We start from the raw sequence: 2,305 nt of genomic DNA, 5'->3' as shown, positions 1-2,305 counted from the left end.
GCCATGCCCGCAGCCCGCCACACTTGATCGCCGTGCTCGCGCAGGTATCCGGCCAGCATCGCCGCCACCCGCGCGCCAGCTTCCGTAGCGCCAGCCGCCCCCGACTTGTACCGCCACAGGTCGCCTGCCAGCGGCCCGCCCTTGACCGCGTACGCGACGGGCGCGACGACATCCGCGAGCAGCCCGCCGCACCGCGCGTGCGCAAGGTCGCATTGATAACAGCGGGCGAATCCGGCCTGCACCGGCCCCCGGCAGGTCCGGCAGTCCATGTCCTGATGCTAAGCACTCCCACCGACAATCCCCGGTCCCATGATCACAAAGACTCCGATACGCCCGGCACCCGCCGTCCTCTATCCGAGCGCGAGCATCGCCTTGGTGACCTCGCCGACCGCCGCATCGGGGATCGCAGTGGCGGCCTCGTTGAGGACGAGCAGCCGTGCCCCGGGGATCTCGCGCGCGATCGCCTCGCCGTTGCCGACGGGGAAGAACCGGTTGCGGCGGCCGTGGACGACAAGCGCGGGGACCTCGATCTCGGGCAGGCGCTCCCGCCAGCGGGGTTCGCAGTCGAGACTGGAAAACACCATGCCCATCTGGTTGGCCATCTGGACCGGGGGTGCGGTGCCGGGCGTGCGGTCCCAGATGCGCGCAGCGATTGCGCGCGCGGCGACGGGGTCGTCACCGAGGATCTCCGCGCCGGCGGCGGCGAACTCCGCAACCGCCTCGCGGTCGGTCCAATCGGGCATCGGACGCGCGAACAGCTGGCTCATCGTCGCCTGGTCATGGTCGGGGAGGTCATCGTCGGGCGGGCCAGGGGCAACCGCGCGGGTGCCGACCAGGGTGAGCGCCGAGAACGCGCCCGGATGGTCGAGCACGGCCACCTGGACGACCATCCCGCCGACGCCCATCCCCGCGAGGTGCGCAGGCCCCCCGCCGAGCGCGTCAGCAAGGGCCGCTGCGTCGGCGGCGAGGCCGCGCAGGGTATAGGCGGGCGCCTCCGGATCCGTCGTCGTCGACTCCCCGCTATCGCGCAGGTCGTAGCGCACCACACGGCGCCCGCCGGCGGCGAGGCGCTCGCAAAGCGCGTCGGGCCAGGAGAGCATCGTCGTCCCGCCCGCGAGCAGGACGAGTGGCGCGTCGTCGTCACCGAACGACTGGATGCCCAAGGCGATCTCATTGGCGTTGATAGTGGTCATCGGATCACCGGCAGGGCCTCGCCGCAGGTACCCAGACAGTTGTCCACGCTGGAGTCGGGCCCGGCGACGAAGCCGTCGAGAGAGACCGAGATGTCAGCGATAATTTGAGTCATGCCAGGGCAGACCCGATCCGCCGCCCTAACTCATCGCTCACATGGAACGTGTGGCAAATGCGAACTCGATAGCACGACGCGCGAGGCGGCACGTCGGACGTACAGCGGACGCTCGCCCCCGAGTACCTCAGAGGCGCATATGCACAGGTCAAAGGGTATGACCTCGTTATGCCCCGAATGGCCAGGTGAAAGGTTGCGGCCGGGCTCCTGTAATGACTACGACGTTCGAGTGGAGCGCGGCCACAACCAATTGGAGCGCTCAATACAGGTCGGCTGATTGACGGATACGGACTGACGCGTGGCGGCCCCTGAGTGCAGACGGCAAAGGGCTGCGGATAAATCAGGGCGGGTCTTCACAGGCGGGTCCAGATGGGCACCGCCGCCGACTCGGTAGGCCTCACCAAGCCAGCCGGCGAAGTGCTGGTCGAGGTGGCTGAGGCTGTCTATGCGGAAGTGGTGCACCCACAAGCGTTTGGTGTAGGGGCTGGATCGGGTGATCCGGGGATCTTCTACGCGCCGGGGAAGGTCAAGGTATCCGCTCAGCGCCTGCTTACCCAAGCTGGCTCCGGCAAAGCCGCGCCGGGTGCCCTTGAGCGTGATCGCGCTCTTGGAGACGGCGTAAGTGAACGGGCCGCACGCCTGCGCCAGCTCGATGAACCGGTGATACAGTGCGACGACCTCGGGTGGCTTACCGAGCAGGTGGCGCTCGACGGTCCACTCCTGGTTCATCTCGCCCAGGCTACCTGCGTGTCAGCCGAGCCGGTCACGGTCTTTACGGTTGCCGGGCTTGCCGCTGGTAGCGGCGTCATCGTCCCAAGTGACCAGTGCCACAGCGCACGAGCATGGCCGGTCCGACGCGATGCGACATCATGGGCTTGTGGATCGGCGATGGCGTGTACTGACATGGGTGTTCACCATCTGTGGCGTCTTGCTCGTGCCGTGGACCGGGGTGCTGGTCGAGCAGTTGCACGGGCATGCGGGCCAGCGCAGCTTCGACTC

General features: G+C 68.1%; 3 protein-coding genes. All 3 read right to left on the bottom strand.

Going from position 1 to position 2,305, the window contains the following annotated elements; translation table 11 throughout:
• On the bottom strand, window positions 1–269 hold a 269-nt coding region (locus WA805_RS20230), incomplete at its 3' end, for a hypothetical protein (RefSeq protein ID WP_425243106.1).
• 81 nt (window positions 270–350) lie between these two features.
• Window positions 351–1,193: an alpha/beta fold hydrolase gene (locus tag WA805_RS20225; protein ID WP_422340878.1), complete on the bottom strand. Its 843-nt coding sequence runs from the start codon at window positions 1,191–1,193 to the stop codon at window positions 351–353.
• A gap of 329 nt (window positions 1,194–1,522) precedes the next feature.
• Window positions 1,523–2,035 carry a DUF5655 domain-containing protein gene (locus WA805_RS20220; protein WP_422273249.1) on the bottom strand — a complete coding sequence of 171 codons (513 nt, stop codon included), beginning with the start codon at window positions 2,033–2,035 and terminating at the stop codon, window positions 1,523–1,525.
• Window positions 2,036–2,305: the final 270 nt, after the last annotated feature.

The sequence above is a fragment of the Trebonia sp. genome (genome assembly GCF_049794275.1).
Classification (GTDB): Bacteria; Actinomycetota; Actinomycetes; order Streptosporangiales; family Streptosporangiaceae; genus Trebonia.
The sequence above is the reverse complement of the archived record's forward strand: the minus strand, read 5'-3'. Positions and strand labels throughout refer to the sequence as shown.

Bases quoted from the DNA above. Each gene is read 5' to 3' on its own strand.
- WA805_RS20225 (WP_422340878.1), bottom strand. From the start codon at position 1,193: ATGACCACTATCAACGCCAATGAGATCGCCTTGGGCATCCAGTCGTTC.
- WA805_RS20220 (WP_422273249.1), bottom strand. From the start codon at position 2,035: ATGAACCAGGAGTGGACCGTCGAGCGCCACCTGCTCGGTAAGCCACCC.